Raw genomic sequence first — 18,972 nt, 5'->3', positions numbered from 1 at the left:
ATGAAAGCTATTAATTATATCTGATTAAACAACCGCATTGTTGTATCCGGCCCTTTATCCCCTTTTTGCTGCTTTATAGCGCTTCCTTTAAAGGAATTCTTCGATACTCTAGCAGTGTAAAGATAATCGCCAAACTTTTTCACTGCCTTCTCATTTGTAACAATAGAAGCTATGATTACATTTTCATCAAGCAAGGCTTCTAAGGTCTTGCCGGAGTTTATCACCGAATCCGCGTAAATTACATACTTCGTTTCTGGTCTTTTAAAGTCCTCAGGATGCTTCGGATCATAGACATCCAAGCGGCAGTTAAGAGCCACATATAGACCTATGCTAATGTACATGCCACCTCTAAGCACCGCAATAACTGTAGTGTTTTGAGCATTTATTGGACCATTTTCCTTTAACTCTAAATCGTGCTTAATTGCCTCTCCAAGGCGCTTTCCTAACTCGTAATGAGCCTCGCAAAGCTTAGGCCCTGATATTCCTGAATTGGATTTTGTGATGGCAGTTAACTCCTCCACCTCTTTTGTTTTCTCAAGCTCGTACAATATTAATACCTCCTAAATCCTTATCCGCAAGTGATCTGCTTAACTTTCCGTCTTCTTTGGCTATTAAAAATGCATCATCTGCCTGCTTTAGCATATAATAATCGTTTAAACTGTCGCCGTAGGCAATGACCTTCTTACCTGCCTCTTGTAGGAATTTTGTTATAAAAAATTTTGTTTCTGCGCACATTTCAAAACCATAATAAGCTTTCACGCCAAGCTTATTAGCTAATGCTTCCCAAACAAGACCATGACCTGAAGTTAAAATGAAGGTGTCAAGGGTGATGTGGGATGTGACTTGCTTGTTTAAAGGAAGTGACAGAACAGCTGTCTTTAGAGCCTCACCCTCTAGGCCTGTTCCACCTATGTCTGTTTCCTCTAACGCAGGTCCTTCTTCTCCCCTTCCAAACCCCATATCACAAAACTCCTTCTCCTGTCTACAGCTTTGAAATCCCGTATAGAAATTTCCATCATAAATCTTTGTGTTATAAGAAAATATCTCATGGGAACTATCCACTTTCGTAAGGGTCTTATCTCCATCCATTAGGGTTATGGTATCTGACTTTGCGATTTCTAAAATTTCCTTTGCACATTTTCTTGCAAAGTTTTTAGGGCTAAAACCATTCTTTATAGCTTTGATAAATTCCACTAGTGGTAAAATATTTTCAAAAAAATTATCTGGCGGATTATCTAAAGCAAAGAAGTCTTTATCCTGCTGATGGCAGTATTTACGCAGGGCTTCTATTTCCTTCTTTTGCCACGACTCGGAATCATATCTCAAGTATTTTTTGTTTTTATCAGACAATTCCATACGACGTCTTATAATCTCAGGTGAAATATAGAGATATAAAAATGTATCATATAATTCACCATCTTCCTTGGTAAAAGCAATTTTATCCCCAAAAGAATAATGACCATCCACAATAAAGTTGTCTCTTTTTTTCAAAATTCTAGTAAGTTCTTTTCTTAAATCTTCCTTCTCTTCATCCTTTAGATTCTGAAAATCTGGATTAAGTTTTCTTAACATCTCGCTTCCACGAACCACTTCTAGAAAGTCGATTCTATCAAGGATATAAGACTTTCCCGCGCAGGGCAAGCCGTAAAGTGCAACTCTCATAAAGACTCCTTATAGCAATAGTTTCTGTCAAAATCTAGAGACATTTTCTCAAGGTCAAAAAAAGAAATATCGCTTTTTGCAACTGGCGGCAAGTCGATGCAATTCCCGCAAAAATACACATTTCCATTGGCAAAGAAATAATTATTAGTTCCAGCCCCGCACTTGCCTCCATACATGGTGCAATCAAGGCCGCCGCTTCTAACCTCTAGACTTTTGCTAGCTTTTTTAAGAAAATCTCTATACTCTGCTAGACTAATGCCATATTTTCCTATCATTCTTGAAAATGTAATGCGAACCCCAAAGGCTTTAAAAAACTCTATAACCTTGTCTGCATTTTCCAAACTATCTCTACCAACGGTGGCATTAAAGGTTGGATAATGGCCTGTAGCCTTTCGGTAGTTTTCTACATTTTCCATAGTCTTATCAAAGGAATTGCAGCGATTCTTGTTGTGGAGTTCCTTGTAGCCATCGATGGAAAAGCCAACATTTATCCTGTGTTTCTCTAAAAACTCCCAGTCTTTAGACGCCAAATTAAGGGTGCCGTTGGTGATTGTGTAGGCGCTAATTTCGGGAAAATCCTCAAGGTAAGCGATGTAGGACTTAAGCTTGTCCCACTCAAGAAAAGCCTCGCCGTTTCCCACAAAGCCAATCTTAAACAGCGGCTTTGGTAAACTTTCCTCAACTTGTTTTGTTTCAGCTTGCTTTTCCCTCACATAATCCTTCACATGGTCTAGGATTTTGAAAATGTCCATCTGCGCTTCTTTAATCTCGCTCTTCTCGTGAAAATGGCAGTATTTGCAGGCCAAGTTACAGCGATTAATAGTCGAAATACAAATCCTGTTAATCATTTTTTCTATTATCTCTTTCTTCCTTTTTCTCTTTCAATAAATCAATCAACGCCCTGTCGCCGGTGTCATAGGCGTAATCAAGAGCTGTCTTTTTGTCTTGATAAGTTAGAATGTCAATGTCCGCGCCTTTATCTAGCAAATACTTGACTATCTCTTTATCTGAATTTTTAAAAATTGCCTTAATCAGGGCAGTAAAGCCATTCTTTTGATCCTGCTGATTTATAAATGCGCCGTTCTCCACCAAGAGCTTTACACATTCAAAATGTCCGTGCCAGCAAGCAATCATAAGGGGCATATTGAAAGCGTTAGTCTCATTTTGTGAGGGCTCATTTACATTTGCACCCTTATCAATAAGCATTCTGGCGAACTTCATGGCATCCCTTTCGTTGTGCATCTGCATGACATGGGAAAGCGGCGGAAACAAGTATTTTTTCTCATCCACAGCGTTTACGTCGATCCTATCCAGGCTTAATAAGAACTTCACCATTTGCTCATCTTTATTAAGCAAAGCCGCAATTAATGGGGTTCTTCCTGACCTGGCATCCACTACATTTACATTGATTACATTTTCCTTATCCTTAATTAAGGACTTGGCTTCCTCTAGATTCTTCTTAAAAACTGCCATAAAGAACCTCTGGGACAAAGTCTCATTAAAGCCATCTTTTTCTGAAAATATGCTGCCATACTGAACCGAGCTTATAACCTTTAGATTATCTAGATTCTTAGTGTCCTTTAATTTAAAATCTTTGTCGTTAGTCAAAAGATAAACGTTACTTGATGCATTTTTCTTAGCTAACTTAAAAGCCACGTCAAAAATCTTGTCATCGTTAGTGCCATCGAGCTTAGAATCCGTGTGAATATCTAGCTTTTCTGACTTTTTCTTTAATAAAATGTCTTCACAGAGGGAAGCATTTCTACGATACTTATCCTTGCCGTGATCCTTTTGGTAATTAATCTCCTTAATAACCGGCACCGGAATGTAAACCTTGTCGCAATCCTTTAAAACTATATTTAGCATTTCAGGGCGATTAAGCAAAATGTTAGTGTCTAATACTATGTAATTCTCCTGCTTGCAGCCAATAATATCTAGGAAATCAATGTGTGTAATTCTGATTAGATTAATAAGCACATCAAAATTTGGCGCCTGAGTACCATTTTCAATAAAGCTTAGTGTGGTTCTGCTAATGCCTAACATCTTGGCAAATTCTTCTTGCTTTATGTTGGCGTCGTTTCTGTAGTTGATGATCTTCTGGCCTAAGGCTAGGTATGTTGGATTGATTTGTGTCATGTGTTTTCCCCTTTTTTGAAGTAAATTATTCTTGTATTAGTTCATTATCTGTTTTATATTCTTCTGTATCGTTACTGCTTTTCTCCTTTGTAAACTTATTAACTACTAGTTCCTTCTTATCTTTAAAAAATTGTTTTATATCATTTCTTTTGTTTTCATCTTTTAAAAAACAATAACCTTTTCTTCCTACTACCGCTATAGCTGCAACGGCTAATCCAACAATAACACATTTAGTATCATGCTGTGCTTGGTTAACTACCCCTTCTTGATATCCATCATTATGTCCATCTAAATATCCTTCATTACGTCCTTCTAAATATCCTACATCATAACCTTCCTTACGAAGGCTCTTTTCATATTGTTCTGGTCCACCTTTTAAACTTACATAGTGTGAATGACTCGCATAATTCCATTCTCTTTCCATAATTACCTCCTTAACTACCCTTACATAAAAACTAAAACTCAAAGTTTACTATCGCTTTAATTTAATTTTTAAAATGCATTTCATGTTTTAAATATAAACTATTTTTGTTGTCTATCAAGGGATTTGTTGAATTTGTTTAACTTCGTTAACAATGTTATATATCTTAACATAACTAATTATATATAATTAAATTACAGAATTAGTCCGCTCTCAGCGGACTTTTATAATTTCAATTAGGTCATTTTAAATTCAATTTAGTCATTTGACCTCTAAATGACGAAATTAAAATGGATGATGTCGAAATTAAAAAGAAACCAATTTACTAATTGTAGTAAATTGGTCTCTTGTAAACTAAGTTATTCTATTATGTCATTCTTAAAGTTGGTCATACTTCAAAGCCTTACCCTTAGCTTTCTCAACTGGATACTTTGCTTCATTCTGTGTCATCTTCATATTTACAATTTCATCTGCATCAAGACCTAACTTATCTAGTAACTGCTGGCTACATATAAGTACGTCTGCAAGCTCTTCTTTAACGCTTTGCAAATCGTAATTGTCATTATCCCACTGAAAGCATTCTAGAAGCTCTGCTGCCTCAATGACAACTGACTTTGCTAAGTTTGCAGGTGCGTGGAACTGATCCCAATCGCGGTCCTCTGAAAATTTTCTAATACGGTTAATTGTTTCTTGGTTCATTTTAAACTCCTTTATAAAAACATAAAGAACTTACATCAACTATTAGTTAATGTAAGTTCTTGCTTACTATTCTATTTTAGACACTCTCTTAAATAATTAGCTAAGTTCTTGTCAGTACAATAAACATAACAGCCCTTCATTCCTCTTGTCATAAGGGTTCTGTAGGTATTTTTTATAATCTCATCTGCCTCAGATAAAGCTTTCTCTGGATTCTCTTTATAAAGCTTTTTTATTCCCTTAAGAGATTGGTCAGTTGAGGCTCTCTTAGTAAAATCTGTGACAATGTGTCCATTTTCATAACGCATATCATCACCAATAATTACGCCAACATAATCAAACTCAAGTCCCTGTGAAGTATGAATACAACCTACTTCATTAACTGAAGTGTCTGAAAGGGCAAATGGCTGAGAATCCGATAGATTCCAGCTCATCTCAAAATCGCCAATCTTAATATCATGCACGTTAGTATCTGCTTTACCATCTTTTAGCCATTCCCAACAATAGCCTGCAACCATACGAGCTCTATTGTGAGAATTTAAGTTCTTTTCTATGATAATTTCTCTTACTTCATTAGGATCATCAACGATTTGTATATCATACTCAATATCTTTCAAATCATGATTTGCTGTTTCTCTAATTTCTAGCACATCATCAAGCCAAGCAAGATAGCCATCTGAACCATTACATCTAAACTGAGACAACAATTCCATTTCAAGAATTTCAGAATCTTCTTTGTCTGCCCATTTCTTGATTTCACCAATAGAACCAATATCACTTAAAGTAACTCTCTGACTTTCATCTATAAAAAAAACGCTACATAAACTTGCATTAATAATTTCTTTAATCTGATTCTCTCCCTTGTTATGGAATAAACCTGACTTCTCGTTAAGTCTATGAGCCTCATCACAAAGAATAACATCTATTGTATTAGAGTCTACATCTACATATGATCCTGAACCCTTAAACATATTATTAACGCTTGATTTCTTAAAGCCTGTAAGTTTCTTAGAATAAACTTCTCTAGGCGCACTATTCTTAGATGTATACTGAACAAACATACCTTCATTAGTTAGCTTTGCAAGCAAATTAATGGCTACAACAGTTTTACCTGTGCCTGGGCCACCCTTTACAACCACCGTACGTTTCTTTAAATCTGTCATACACTGCTTAGCCACCCTTAAGATTTCCTCATACACAACTTTTTGCTCATCAAGCATAACAAATTCCTGATTGCCCTTTAACATACTATTTATCGTATCCTGAAGGCTTTTAGATGGTCTTATACGTCCATTATCTATGTCATATAGGACTTCTTTATTATCCCCTGTCTTAACAGATTTTTTGATGAATTCTCTTAATTTATAGACTTCACCTCGACCAAAAATCGGAGCATCCTCAACGTATTCTTTATATTGATTTTCCTCTAATTTTTCTGGATTAGATTTTCTATAATTATGCATAAATGCGCATGGATGAAGAATTATGTTACCTTCCTGCACATTTTGATTATAATCATAAATCATAGCTGCATATGACCAAGCCTGATATGATGGATGAACTACCTTTCTTACAGCGCCTCCTGTAAAGGTCTCAACTAAAGCATCCTGCCCATTTACTGTATCTACCTTGTCCCACTGCTTTAACTCTATAATAATTACATTAGGATCTTTCTTCTCACCATATCCTGATATAATAAAATCTACTCTCTTTGAAGTTTGCGGAATATTATATTCTATAGCAATGCCTGAATTTTCTGGAATTGTGTCATCATTAAGCACTTTATACATATATTCTAATGAATTCTCCCAAGAACGAAATTCATTACGAGCTGTTTTTTTATGCATCTTGTTATAAATTGTCTCTTCAATTTCTTCTGCTATAGAGTCTTCTTCTACAGACTTTAGAAAATCTTTCTTTAAGCCAGAATAAACTAACATATGTCCTCCCTTAGGTCTTTATTCTTTTCTTTCAAGCAACTCATCTAAAACAAGAGCTAAGTTACTTCCGTGTTGTGTTTCTATTTTCTTCTTGAAATCAACTTCTTTTACATTTTTTATTAAATGCCTACTGCGAAACTTAGCCGCTTCTTTTGTTTTATCTTTCTTTTCAACTCTATGTCCATAAAATACATCTTCAATATCTAGATTAAACCATATTATATGATAACCGTTATTATCACAATATTTCTGTATATCATAAAATTCCTTTTTCTGAACTTGATTGGAATTAATATTATCTGTATCTATGCACATTAGAATAAAGCTTTCACCTTGAAACATAGATATACATTTTTTAATACTAGCACATACATCTTTAGATTTATACTTCTGCTTTGATGCCATCTTTATAAATGTTATCTTAATGTCATTATTAATCAAATAATATTCTCTTACATATTCATTTATATATATCGAGTCCGTTAAAGCTTTGCTATTAGTCTCAACACAAAAAATCAACTGTTTACTCATCATATTCTCCAAAAATACCGACAAAATCAGTACCATAAATATTAAAAGGAATTTTTTCTATCATTCCATTTCTGTATAATACATCTGGCGAATAATGTCCATTTTTAGTCCATTTAATGATTTGATTATCACTTGTAAGGAAATTAATTGCATCTTTACCATCTTTTAATGATTCCATAGAGCTTGTATTATGTGATGTAAATGCCAATTGACCATCAGCAAAATCTCGAACATAGTCAATTAATTTGTCGAAAAATACAGGATTTATATTAGCATCAAATTCATCTATAAACACAATGAATCCCATTGTTACTGATTGAATAGCGTCATACAATTTCACCATTTTCTTAATTCCAGTACTTTCAAATTCATAATCAACACTATAACTACCATAATCAAAAACTAATGAAACCTGATAGTAATCTGCATCCATCTCCTTTTTTTCAACCATAATATCTTTTAGTGATGTCTTAAATATCTGAATAAACCTCGTTAATTTCTTAATCTTATTCTCATACGAACTAATCGCATTCTTTTTCACTTTATTTGTCTGTGAACTTATAATTTCATTTATTTGGAAAAAAGCTTTATCAAGACCTTCATTAGTAGCATTCTTTATATCACGAATTCTCTCGAAATTTTTCTTTGTATAAAATAAATAATGTTCATCCTCATCATTTAAAAATGTCAAAGTTCGTAAAAAGATTCCCTGCACTAAAATTACATCATAAAACAACTCTGCTTCGTAATTTACTTTTTTATTCTCTATCAACTCCATAATTTTTGCTATACCAGAACCTCTAGCTAGCAAATTCATAGTCTTAATTTTTATAATTTCTTTATTGTGCTCATCTGTCTCAAGCTTGTTAAATTCGCCATTTTCTATCACAAAAACATCATGGAATAATGCTTTTCCATATGTAGCTTTCTTTGCTTTTAAATGTTCATAATATATTTCAAAAATCTCTGTATCCTGATTTTTCTTCACCATAATTTCATAAGAGAAAACTATTGGCACTTCTTCCGAATATACACATACATCAGCATACAATCTAAATTCATTTTTTTCTTTATTAACTATATGTCTTAATTTTTCTTGCACATTAGAATCTGATAAATAATCAGGAAAAACTATTAACTTCTTTAATATACTAAATGCTGTTACAATTGCTGTCTTTCCAGAACCATTCTCACCATAAATTGACTTAACTTTATACAAAGAAGGGTCAAAACTCTTATCTACAGTCTTCTTATAAAATGTTAATTCAATATTCTCCTTAATGTTCTTAATACCATAAAATCCAAATTTTAAAAGATAAATATTCATCGTATTCCTCCTTAAATATATAATAACACCACTCCCTAAAATATTCAATATGAATATTTTAGGGAGTGGTGTCCGTTTTTATAATTCTCTATCTTCTACAATTTTGATTTATACTATTATATTCAATTGCATCATCGTCACAATTCTACCAGTCTTCCCAATAATCATAGGCATCATCCCAATCATCGAAGTCATTGCCCCATGCATCATCTGCGAAGTCCTCTGGGCTGTCGTAATCATCGGGATCGTAGCTATTTCCATTATAGATTCGTTTGCCTGAGCTTCCGCTTGTGCCTCCGCTACTTCCTGAACTTCCACTACTGCTTCCGCTACTACTAGGACTATAACCGCCAACTTTATATTTTGAAACATTTAATTCTTTATCAAGACTTCTTGTGAAGTAATTATCTTCATCCCACTTATGAACCGTAAATAAAGGAGTATTGTTCTCGCCCCAGTATCTTGTACCACCATAGCGAGTTACTTCCGATATTTTTTTGTCACGACATACCACCTTCATATAAATTGTGCTGTATTGATTATTTTCTAAATCAGCCCAATAATAAATATTGACATATACCTTTTTTTTAGTTTCTTTATCGGTTTCCGTACAGAAATAATGAAAAGTAGGTTTGCCTGTGTTGCAATAGTCTACTGCCTTTGACGGCATTCCCACATTTATGGCCTTATCTCCAAACTGATCATACCACATCTTTTTTTGGGCATTTTCTTTTTCCTCGCTAGCCTTTTTTGATTCATCTTCTTCTTGCTTTTTCATTGAAGTATAAAGCTCATTGTATTTATCGTAGCTTTCACGCATTGCGGCATCTAAGTCGCCTTCCGCAGTTTTTGTGAAATTAAAGTTTTTACACACTTCATAGATTTTAAGAGGATCGGCAGCTTGAGCCTCCATATTCAAAAGCTCAATATAAATCTCCAAATTATGCTGATAATTTGATTTATTGTCAATTTCATCCAATTTTTCCTTAGCTTCGCTAAGTTGATTTTCCTGAATGAGTTGCTCAATTTCGGCTGTTTTTTTAACATATCTATCAATTTTATTATCTGACAAAAGCACCATAGCCAAAATAAATATTAAAACTCCAAATAATGGTATAAGCTTAATTAAGCTTTGCATAAATCTCTTTATTGCAGCTTTCCAGTGCTTCTTTTTTATACGCTCATACAATTCATCCATAGGCATCTCCTAAAAAAACATCTAAACCTATAACCACACCTGATAGCCCTGCCTCTTGGCAGAATCATACACAGGCTGCATATTTTTTTCTAAAATTCCATAAAACTCATCTTTTGTATTTCCCTTGCGATACAATTCCTGATTTGCCCAAATCGAATGCAAGTTGTCCCTAAAGCAGCCCTCAAAAAGTCTTCTAATCTCTGGCTTGCTCTCATCATTTACCAACTGATACATCAAATATTGATTCTTGGCAAATTTTTTAAAAAATGGATCCCACTTCGGCAACTTATTGCTTTTAGCAGAATTTAGCGAGCTATCCATAGGCATTAGATTCCACAGCTCATCATTCATCACAAAAGACCAAGGAATAAAATGATCCACATCATAAGCCTTATCCTCAATCACAGTATCCTTGAACACATCCATCACAGGACCTAGATCTATAATTGCATCCCAAAGCTTATGTACATGAGCGAGCTTTCTTACATTTTCATCCATAGGTTCTAGCTTATAAACTAAACTTGGCACCTCCGGATTGTTGTTTTGTAGCCACTTCACCTTCTCATACTGAATCCAACTAAGGATAGCAACGGTGTTGTCTTGTATCATTTTAATCCAAAAAGAATTGAAAGCAACTTCCCTGTTAAGCCCCGTCTCCCTGCCAATTATATAAGGCAAAGCTCTAAGTTTGTTGACCTCTTCAATATAGAGCGTCAACCTGCCAACGCTATCCCAATTTGGATTTTTCTCGTATCTATTAAAAAATCCTGCCAAAGCCCTATAAGGCACCATCTTTGTTAGCTGAATCTTAACCGCCCTCATGGCAGTTTCATTGGCCTTAATCGCATTTTTAATCTCAATCTTTGATGCACTTGTGGGCAAATCACTAAGCTCCTTTAATAAAAGCACAGCCCTCTCAAGGCCATCTCTAACCTCGCCTAGCACCACGCCGCTTAGGTGAATGTGATACTCTAGAACCGTATACCAAGCGTTGGCTATCATCTCATCTATTATTTCTGAAAATGTAGTTCTTTCCACATCTTCAGCGATCAACTTCACGCAAGCCTCTAACCAGTAGAATTTGTAGCAATAAGAGGGATTCTTTAACATTTGATAAAATGCTTCCATATCCAAATGGTTATAATATTCTTCCTTAAGATTTACTTTTAGTCCACTTTTTTCAAAATCAAATTCAGCCATTTCTCGTCCCCTCTTGATTCTCTAACATCACAAGTTATCCAGTTTTCCATTAATTCTAGCTTATATTTATCATTCGCTCTATTAATGTCAGGTAAAATTTTTTCAAAGGCTTCTAAGGTCACATCTGTAAAAAATCTACCATTTCTTTCGCCCTCAAAATCTCCATATTTAAAAGAGGCATATATAACCCCATCAGGCTTTAATGCTCTCTTTGCTATTCTAAAAATCTCCGGCAACTCTTCCCTACTTGCATGAAGTAAAGAAGCGCATGCCCAGATTCCATCGTACTTATCAACAGCCTCTAACTCTAAAAAGTCTTGATTATCCACAGCAAGTCCTAAATTTAGCCTTGCTAATTCACAAAGCTCTTTGGATTTATCCACTGCATCCACCCTATAACCCTGCTCTATGAAAGCTAGGCTATCTCTAGCGCTACCACATCCCCAATCAAGAATGTAGCCTTCTTTAGGAATGTAGCTTAAGAATCTTTCCCGAAGGTTGCTTACATCTGCTGCCATGGTGCCTTCTATGAAGACTTTGGCATTTGTGTTGTAGTAGTTTGTTGTGATGTCTTGCATGGAAGCCTCCTACGATTTATACATATCTTACTAAAGTCAATTATAACATTTGCTTTTGTTTAGTGAAATAGAATTCCAACTTGCTTTATTAAGCTTATTTCTTTCCGGAACTGGATTTCTTTCGGTAAAATCAAGCTTCTGGGGCGCCCCCAACTTGCTTATTTACTGCATTGGGATTGATTACCTCCCTGAAAGTCAGTATCTATGCCTCTTCCGGGATTCATTGACCCTAGCGGCTTCTTTTACTCCCGTTAGGTCAACGCTTCCCCGATTTAGCAAGTTGCTTTTTAATCCCTTTCGGCATCTTTTTTTCCGCTAGTCCTACACCCCTGGAAATAAGACCCTTTAAAGCAAGTTTTGATTGCCCTAATCAACACTTTTATATTAAAAAGGATTAGTTTTGAAAAAACGACTTTTTTTAAAACTAAAAAACTAATCCTTTTTGCCTGATTTTATCGAATTAGGGCAATCAAGAGATAGCTCCCCGGAGAGATGGTACTTGCCGGAGGAAACAAACTCCATCCCGGCAGTGGCAACCCCCCGGCACACTGCACCTCTCCAACAGCACAGAGAAATCAAGCCCATCCCGGCAGTGGTAAAATTCCCGGAACACTACAAAACTCCCGGAACAGCACACCCCCGGAACAGCACAAAACTCCCTCCCTTTCTAGCCTTCAGGCCAGATAGGGAGGGAGTCTTTCTATTTTATTCTCCTAATATTTCACTTGTCACATGTTAAAACTAAGTCTCTCAGCTTCACAGATTCTACTTAAAGAAACTAATGTCATTATTGAGTTGCTCTGCGACGTCTTTCAAATCATTAGCTGATTTTGCAAGATCTGAAACTGTGGCAGAGAGCTCTTCTACTGAAGCTCCTGTTGTTTCGGCAGATGATGCATTTTCTTCGGAAATTGCTGACAATGATGTCATTGATTCAGAAACTTCGTTATTAGAATTTACGCAAACTTCTGCATCTTCTGTAATATTCTTTACGCCATCAACAGTTGTTGAGATATCTTCTAACATTCCATTAACTGATTCAAGTGTTTCCTGGATTGCGCTTTCTTGTTCTACATTTCCGGCCTTTACTTCATTTGCCGCATTAACTGCTGCTTCTGACTGACTAAGTAAAACATCCATCTCAACTCTAATTGATTGAGCTAATGAATTAGAATCATCTGCAAGTTTTCTAATTTCTTCAGCAACGACTGCAAAGCCCTTACCAGCCTCACCGGCACGTGCTGCCTCAATTGATGCATTAAGAGAAAGTAAATTTGTCTGAGTTGCAATATCTGCAATTCCATCTACTCTTTCATTAATATTGGCAACGGCATCTTTAGTAGCTGAAATTGTCTTTCCAATTTCGTCGATCTTTCCTGTCATTGCTGTACTTGTATCATATAAGAAACGAAGTGACTTGCTAGAGATTTCTGATGCTTTTTTCATCTGAACTGTTACGTTTGAAACACTCTTAGCTGCGTCTTTTACGCCATTTACTGCCTCTGTGATTCTGTTAACATTTTCAGCCGCAGCCTGAATCTCTTCAGCCTGCTGTATTGCTCCTGTTGCTATATCTTGCACTGCATATGCAACACTATCAGTTGCCCCTGAAATCTGAGTTGCCATATCTGCAAGATTTTCTGAAGAGTCGGTAACTGTATTTGATGTTTCCTTAATTTTTCTAACGATATCATCTAATTTATTAATTACGCTATTAAAATTACGAACAATTAATCCAATTTCATCTTTCTTGCCACTATAATTATCAATAACTTCAAATCGACCATCAGCCAAAGTAGAAACTGATTTATTAATATCTATAATTGGCTTAACAAATCCATTTGCTGAAATTAATGAAATGATTACACAAATTATAATTAAGAAAACGCCTACAATTACAATTATTATAGAAGATTTTACAGCTTCTGCCATGATATCAGAATCCTTAGCAACTACTACCACAGTCCATCCTGTAATCTCACTTCTTGCCCAACTAATGTAAGCTTTTCCACTCTTTTGTCCAGGAATGGATTCGTATGATTCAAACTGACCACTTGAGCTGCTTGATTTCATAAACTCAGCATTACTTCTATCAATTTCCTCATCTTCTGCTGTTAATTCCTGAGCGGCATCGGCTGCAACAATACCCTTTGTATCAACAATAACACCCATTTCAATTTTATCTGCTAAAATGTCATGAAAATAATTTAGGTCAAAATTTCTTTGAATAGTACCAACTACTTCACCTGTTGCGGCATCTAGAACAGGTACTATAATTACGGATATTCTTGATCCAGTACCCTTACTTACCATTACATCAGAAAATGCATACTTCTTTGTGCTTACACAAGTTGTGAAATACTCTCTATCTGCTACATTAGAAAGTTTACCACCATCAGTTCTAGCAATCTGATTTCCATCTAATCCTGTTAAAATACAGGCATTACCATCATTAATTATGGCATCAATACTATCTAACTGTTTCTGAATTGTTTCTACTGAAATGATAGGTGAGCCCGTATTATAGGTTTTTAAAAATGCTACCGTACTCGGTGCAGTTGTAACAGTTTCAATAACTGCTAAATTATTATTAATTGCTGCCTCAAACTCAGATTTTACAAAATTCGTATTTGCATGTAATAAATCTAGTGCATCATTTTTTGATTTATTAGTTGCAGAATTATAGCTAATTACAATAGCTATAACTAAAGGAATTATAACCAATGAAACCATAATGCACATTAATCTGGTTTTAATACTGTTACTTACTTTCACAGAATCACTTGACTTAGTATTTTGCATCTTCAGTACCTCCATATGCTATATTCAATTATTATTCACGTATCTTGATTAATTATCATTATAGCACATGCATTAGCTCATGTATATATAAAAAATTACATATATATAAAAATGGTAAAGTGCGCATTCACACTTTACCATTTTTTAATAGTACACTAATTAATTAGAAGTCTTTTTTTGACTGATTTTCTTAATTACAACTAAAGTTAAAATCATAAGTACAATAGAAACAAATAAGCTTATAAACCAGTTCTTTACAAAACCTGCGATTACATAAGAAACAAGTGAAACTGTTGCAACTGTAAAAACATATGGAAGCTGTGTAGTTACGTGTCGCATATGTTCGCAACCTGCACCTGCTGAAGCCATGATTGTAGTATCTGAAATTGGTGAACAATGATCACCACAAACAGCACCAGCCATACAAGCTGAAATAGAAATAATCATAAGCTCGTTGTTTATATCCCCACCAAAAAGGTTTACTACGATAGGAATTAAGATTCCGAAAGTTCCCCAAGATGTACCTGTTGCAAATGCAAGGAAAATTCCCACAAGGAAAACAAGCGCTGGAAGTAAGCTCATTACAGCACCGTTACCTGCTACATTTGCCACAACACCGCCAACATAAGTTGATGCTCCAAGGGAATCTGTCATTGCCTTAAGTGTCCATGCGAAAGTTAAAACTAAAATCGCAGGCACCATACTCTTAAAGCCTTCTGGGATTGCATTCATACAATCATTAAAGCTAAGCACTCTAGTTGCCACAAAGAAAACAATTGTAATAACTAGTGCCACTGCCGAACCGTAAACTAAGCCTACAGATGCATCTGAATTTGAAAATGCAGTAACGAAATCTGCGCCACTAAAGAAACCACCAGTATAAATCATACCGATTACACAACATACAATAAGAGATACTATTGGAAGAACCAAGTGAATAACTCTACCATTTTGTGAAATTGGAGGATGTGGCTGATCTTCAGCACCTGTTAAACTTGCTGCATCCTTCTTCTTGTTCTTTCTATTCTCAACCATATGATTTAACTCAGCTAAACTCATTGAACCATAATCAAACTTCATATTAGTAATAACAATCATCATTACAAGAGTAAGTAAAGCATAGAAATTATAAGGAATTGCTCTAACAAAGAGAGAAAGTCCATTAGCTCCATCTACGAAACCTGTAACTGCTGCTGCCCAAGAAGAAATTGGGGAGATGATACAGATAGGAGCTGCTGTTGCATCAATAAGGTAAGCAAGCTTTTCTCTAGAAATGCCATGCTTATCTGTAACTGGTCTCATAACGGAACCAACTGTAAGACAGTTAAAATAATCATCGATAAAAATCAATACACCAAGAATAATAGTAGCAAACTGCGCACCTCTCTTAGTCTTTACGTGCTTAACTGCCCATTTACCAAAGGCTGAGGAACCTCCGGCTCTATTCATAAGCATTACCATACTTCCTAGAATTACTAGGAACACGAGAATACCTACGTTCCAGCTATCTGATAGCTGTCCAATCATTCCGTCTACGAAAATGTGCTTCATAGCCACGGAAACATTAAAACCTGCAAATAATAATCCACCTGTAAGAATACCAACAAATAGTGATGAATATACTTCTTTTGTAATCAATGCCAAGATAATGGCAATAAGTGGTGGAAGTAATGACCAAATCGTATTAGTAAATTCCATATACTCTTCTTCCTTCATTAAATAATATCTATTTATCACATCTAATTTTTAGACATGCATAATAGTATAACAAAGATTGTGAGATTTTTCAGTATTAAATTTTTTAACTAACAGAGGTGATTTTTGGGGAAATCTAGTGTTGGTGGGATTTGTGGGATATATAATTTGATAAAATTTAATTGGAAAAAAGTAGCCTAGAATAAATCTAGGCTACTATCTAAATACATCTCTTCTCTTACTCTTAACTGATATTCTGGTTTTACCATGTAATATAATAGAAACTCTAAAACTATGGCGCTGCCAAGGCTACGCCCCTCAATTTTAAATTGAGAAAAGCCCATAGGCATATATACATTTTGAATGTCATCAAGGCTGATAAATCCTGGATTCTTCATGGCATCGGAGAAGCGATAACCAATCTTAGAATTGGGAGCCTTGCAAATATGATCTTCCTCCGTCTCACCAAGAGCCTTAAGACTTACGTTTTCATAACAAGCTTTTCTGTCAGTGCAACCAAAATAGCAACATTCATTACACAAGAATTCAAGCTTGTCCTTGTACTTCTGCTCTAGTTTGCCAAGTTTATCAAAGGACTTATTAAGTCTAAAGTCTGGTACCACAAATTTGAAATCTTCTCTTTTAACTTCTGCCTCTAAGTCCTTAAAGTCAGTTAGGACCTTAGTTGTAGAAGACACGAAATAAAGGGAAGGATACTTTTCCTTTAGGTAATCAAGTAGCAGGTCGGAGTGTAGGATGACACCGTTTTGAACGCCTATAGCCTCTCGAGAATTTTGGACATTCTCATCCTCATGGGAATTTTGAACTTTTCGGACATCGCAAGCTTCTGTAGTTTGTCCATTTTCTTCAGAAATCTCACATAACTTATTGCAAACATAATCGGACAAGTGTTCCTTACGAAGCTTGGAATTGCTGAAAGTTAGGCGGGCGCTGATGTTGTATTCTCTTAGAAGTTGTGCGACTTTTGTTGCATTTGCATCACCAAAACCTACTCGACCTCCGCCCCATAGGGCATCTGCCGGAGCGCCGTAGATGGAGCCAATTTCGCACCAATCATAAAAGAATTCTCTATGATTTTTCCAGAGAGAGAGAAACTCCTTATAAAAATCATAAAATTCAAACAAGCCCGGTAGGTGGTAATAAGCCTTCATCGTTGCATTTTCTCCAATCAATCACTTTTTTATTTATTATAGCAAATGGACAAAGCCCGCTCAATTACTTACTTCCCTGCTTATCTAACAAATTTTTCAAAATCATCCTTTGGATGCTTACAAATTGGGCAAATAAAGTCATCTGGCATGTCCTCGCCCACATACTCATAGCCGCAAATTGTGCACTTCCAAATAGTTTCTCCCTTTGGAGTTTCGCCAACCTTCTCAGGCTTTGGCTTTATATTTTCCTGATAATACTCGTAACTGCAGGACTTCGCCTCTGATAGCACCGTCATAAGACTTGGCTGGCAGATGAAAAGCGTGTGTGAGCCCAAGTCAATCATCTGCTTAACTTCTAGCAAGAAGCAAGCGTTGACACCCTTAGTAATCACAGGAATTCCGTTATCCGCCATTACATAATTGGACTTGTCGTAGCTGTCCGCAAACTTGTTGACGTCGCGACCGGACTGGAAACCGAAATGCTTAAAGGTTTCAAAGTCCGCCTCTTGGCTTAAAACTGAGATGTTGCAAACCTTTGTCTTTTTTAAAATGTCATGCGTAAGGTTTGCTTTATTTAGGGAAACGGAAATCAAATTAGGATCGGAAGCTAGCTGTATTGCTGTATTTGTAATACAGCCATTGAGCTTATCCCCGTCCTTTACTGTACAGACAAAGAGTCCATAACTTAATTTATACATTGCCTTCTTATTATTTTCCATAGAGCCTCCAATCTAGAAATATCCTAGACTAAGCAATATTTCTACAAAACGACCAATTGTTATCACGAAATTATCTACTTATATTATATTGGAAGATTAAGGAAATGTAAATATACCGCTCCTAGCTCTAAATTTCCGGATACTCTCCTACGCTCTTGCCCAAATATCCCATGATTCGTAGCTCATCTTCGGAATCTGTGAGGGCGTTGTGCATTTCCCTATAATCCACCTCGCCAAACATGGAGAGGATGCACTCAACTCTATAGTTTCTTTTAAGTCGGCCGGTGCCGCAACACTCGGCGTTTTCTGGGATTGCTTGATTGTGTTGTTTGTATGCGGCTAGCTTTAAAATGTCGCGCCATGTGAAATCTCGAAACTCTGGAAGGTGGCGCTTATCAAAATTGGCATTATAGGCCAAAAGGTCAGTGACTTCATTTTCATATAAATAAGCTCTCATCTGGGAGAGGGCTCCTTCGCGGTCCGTCTTGATAGATGGGATACCAGGAATTTCAAGAGTTTTAGAGTACATGCCGCCCTTCTTTGCAGCCTCAGTGATGATCCAATAGTTGCTGCTAAGGGGCTTAAAATCCTCTTCCGAAGCGATAACCACGCCGATGGACATGACCTCATCGCTCCAAGTTGTTTCTGTATCTATAACTGCAAATTTTTTTGACATTTTCTTAATCTCCTTAGTGCTTATTTTCTTAATAATATTCGCTATTTATCATAACATAAATAGTGTAATATAAAATTGTGCTCAACTTTATTAATTTTTTCCAAAATTTTTTTTGAAACTATTGACCGAACCCCGTTTAAAGTCTATAAATGAACTAAGCTTTGCAGGGAGGGGCTTAAGGGCAGCAAAAGCCTTATGACCTTATAATTTGATATACGA

Annotated in this window: 17 protein-coding genes; all 17 read right to left on the bottom strand. The window is 35.8% G+C overall.

The window, feature by feature from the left end; genetic code table 11:
• Positions 1-14: 14 nt before the first annotated feature.
• The gene (locus tag G600_RS0100460) at positions 15-548 is read right to left on the bottom strand and encodes a type I phosphoribosyltransferase (protein ID WP_027430171.1); all 534 of its coding nucleotides are present in this window, start codon (positions 546-548) and stop codon (positions 15-17) included.
• On the bottom strand, positions 535-1,662 hold the full coding sequence (locus G600_RS0100455) for an AAA family ATPase (RefSeq protein WP_027430170.1): 1,128 nt from the start codon (positions 1,660-1,662) through the stop codon (positions 535-537). Before G600_RS0100455 ends, G600_RS0100460 begins: the two co-directional genes overlap by 14 nt.
• Positions 1,659-2,510, bottom strand: coding sequence for a radical SAM protein (locus G600_RS0100450; protein ID WP_027430169.1), 852 nt, complete (start codon positions 2,508-2,510; stop codon positions 1,659-1,661). The genes G600_RS0100455 and G600_RS0100450 overlap by 4 nt, the downstream gene beginning before the upstream one ends.
• A complete protein-coding gene (locus tag G600_RS0100445) occupies positions 2,503-3,798 on the bottom strand; it encodes an ankyrin repeat domain-containing protein (RefSeq protein ID WP_027430168.1) in 1,296 nt (431 codons plus the stop codon). Before G600_RS0100445 ends, G600_RS0100450 begins: the two co-directional genes overlap by 8 nt.
• 25 nt (positions 3,799-3,823) lie before the next feature.
• A complete protein-coding gene (locus tag G600_RS0100440) occupies positions 3,824-4,222 on the bottom strand; it encodes a hypothetical protein (protein WP_027430167.1) in 399 nt (132 codons plus the stop codon).
• A 375-nt stretch (positions 4,223-4,597) separates the two neighbouring features.
• Positions 4,598-4,918, bottom strand: a complete 321-nt coding sequence (locus G600_RS0100435; RefSeq protein WP_027430166.1) for a nucleotide pyrophosphohydrolase — start codon at positions 4,916-4,918, stop codon at positions 4,598-4,600.
• A gap of 71 nt (positions 4,919-4,989) precedes the next feature.
• Complete coding sequence (locus G600_RS0100430; protein ID WP_027430165.1) at positions 4,990-6,855, bottom strand: DUF2075 domain-containing protein; 1,866 nt, start codon at positions 6,853-6,855, stop codon at positions 4,990-4,992.
• An 18-nt stretch (positions 6,856-6,873) separates the two neighbouring features.
• Positions 6,874-7,386 (bottom strand): hypothetical protein, encoded by a 513-nt coding sequence (locus tag G600_RS0100425; RefSeq protein ID WP_027430164.1) that lies wholly within the window; start codon positions 7,384-7,386, stop codon positions 6,874-6,876.
• Positions 7,379-8,713: an AAA family ATPase gene (locus G600_RS0100420; RefSeq protein ID WP_027430163.1), complete on the bottom strand. Its 1,335-nt coding sequence runs from the start codon at positions 8,711-8,713 to the stop codon at positions 7,379-7,381. Before G600_RS0100420 ends, G600_RS0100425 begins: the two co-directional genes overlap by 8 nt.
• A gap of 145 nt (positions 8,714-8,858) precedes the next feature.
• Complete coding sequence (locus G600_RS0100415) at positions 8,859-9,911, bottom strand: hypothetical protein (protein ID WP_027430162.1); 1,053 nt, start codon at positions 9,909-9,911, stop codon at positions 8,859-8,861.
• A gap of 27 nt (positions 9,912-9,938) precedes the next feature.
• Entirely contained in the window at positions 9,939-11,111 is a 1,173-nt protein-coding gene (locus tag G600_RS15895; protein ID WP_027430161.1) for an HNH endonuclease domain-containing protein, read from the bottom strand.
• The gene (locus G600_RS0100405; RefSeq protein WP_027430160.1) at positions 11,078-11,689 is read right to left on the bottom strand and encodes a class I SAM-dependent methyltransferase; all 612 of its coding nucleotides are present in this window, start codon (positions 11,687-11,689) and stop codon (positions 11,078-11,080) included. The genes G600_RS15895 and G600_RS0100405 overlap by 34 nt, the downstream gene beginning before the upstream one ends.
• Positions 11,690-12,454: 765 nt before the next feature.
• Complete coding sequence (locus G600_RS0100400; RefSeq protein ID WP_027430159.1) at positions 12,455-14,491, bottom strand: methyl-accepting chemotaxis protein; 2,037 nt, start codon at positions 14,489-14,491, stop codon at positions 12,455-12,457.
• A 159-nt stretch (positions 14,492-14,650) separates the two neighbouring features.
• Complete coding sequence (locus G600_RS13315; protein ID WP_034245056.1) at positions 14,651-16,189, bottom strand: Na+/H+ antiporter NhaC family protein; 1,539 nt, start codon at positions 16,187-16,189, stop codon at positions 14,651-14,653.
• Between the two features lie 194 nt (positions 16,190-16,383).
• Entirely contained in the window at positions 16,384-17,358 is a 975-nt protein-coding gene (locus G600_RS0100390; RefSeq protein WP_027430158.1) for a hypothetical protein, read from the bottom strand.
• A gap of 80 nt (positions 17,359-17,438) precedes the next feature.
• A complete protein-coding gene (locus tag G600_RS0100385; protein ID WP_034245053.1) occupies positions 17,439-18,077 on the bottom strand; it encodes a flavin reductase in 639 nt (212 codons plus the stop codon).
• A 127-nt stretch (positions 18,078-18,204) separates the two neighbouring features.
• Complete coding sequence (locus tag G600_RS0100380; protein ID WP_034245050.1) at positions 18,205-18,753, bottom strand: 3'-5' exonuclease family protein; 549 nt, start codon at positions 18,751-18,753, stop codon at positions 18,205-18,207.
• Between the last annotated feature and the right edge of the window lie 219 nt (positions 18,754-18,972).

The organism is Lachnospira multipara ATCC 19207 (assembly GCF_000424105.1).
Taxonomy (GTDB): domain Bacteria; phylum Bacillota; class Clostridia; order Lachnospirales; family Lachnospiraceae; genus Lachnospira; species Lachnospira multipara.
Note: the sequence above shows the minus strand (reverse complement) of the source record. Positions and strands in the feature narration are given on the sequence as shown.